At 70.9% G+C, this 825-nt stretch carries 2 protein-coding genes; both read left to right on the top strand.

Annotation, left to right across the window (positions count from 1 at the left end; translation table 11 throughout):
- The coding region (locus tag IH13_RS0124660) for a zinc-binding dehydrogenase (protein ID WP_031087958.1) at nucleotides 1–540 on the top strand (540 nt) is incomplete at its 5' end.
- A partial coding sequence (locus tag IH13_RS0124655; RefSeq protein ID WP_031087956.1) for an MBL fold metallo-hydrolase occupies nucleotides 540–825 on the top strand: 286 nt, incomplete at its 3' end. The genes IH13_RS0124660 and IH13_RS0124655, both read left to right, overlap by 1 nt.

Genomic DNA, 825 nt, shown 5'->3' with positions numbered 1-825 from the left:
GTCGCCGTCATCGGCTGCGGCGGCGTCGGCGACGCCGCGATCGCCGGGGCCCGGCTGGCCGGCGCGGCGAAGATCATCGCGGTGGACATCGACGACCGCAAGCTGGAGACGGCGAAGACGATGGGTGCCACCCACACCGTCAACTCCCGCACCGGCGACCCGGTCGAGGCGATCCGCTCCCTCACCGACGGCAACGGCGCCGACGTCGTCATCGAGGCGGTCGGCCGTCCCGAGACGTACAAGCAGGCCTTCTACGCCCGCGACCTCGCCGGTACCGTCGTCCTCGTCGGTGTCCCCACGCCCGAGATGCAGCTGGAACTCCCGCTGCTCGACGTCTTCGGCCGCGGTGGATCCCTCAAGTCCTCCTGGTACGGCGACTGCCTGCCCTCCCGCGACTTCCCGATGCTGATCGACCTGCACCAGCAGGGCCGCCTCGACCTCGGCGCGTTCGTCACCGAGACCATCGGAATCGGCGACATCGAGCAGGCGTTCGAGCGGATGCACGACGGTGACGTCCTGCGCTCGGTGGTGGTCTTCTGATGAACGCCCGCATCGACCACCTGGTCACCTCCGGCACCTTCGCCCTCGACGGCGGCGAGTGGGACGTCGACAACAACGTCTGGATCGTCGGCGACGACACCGAGGCGGTCGTCATCGACGCCGCCCACGACGCTGCGGCCATCCGGACCGCCCTCGGCGGACGTACGCTGCGCGCCATCATCTGCACCCACGCGCACAACGACCACATCGACGCCGCGCCGGCCCTGGCCGACGCCACCGGGGCGCCGATCCTGCTGCACCCGGACGACCTGCCGCTGTGGCGGG

It is taken from the genome of Streptomyces sp. NRRL WC-3549 (assembly GCF_000721935.1).
GTDB lineage: Bacteria > Actinomycetota > Actinomycetes > Streptomycetales > Streptomycetaceae > Streptomyces.
This window is presented reverse-complemented; position numbering and strand designations above follow the sequence as displayed.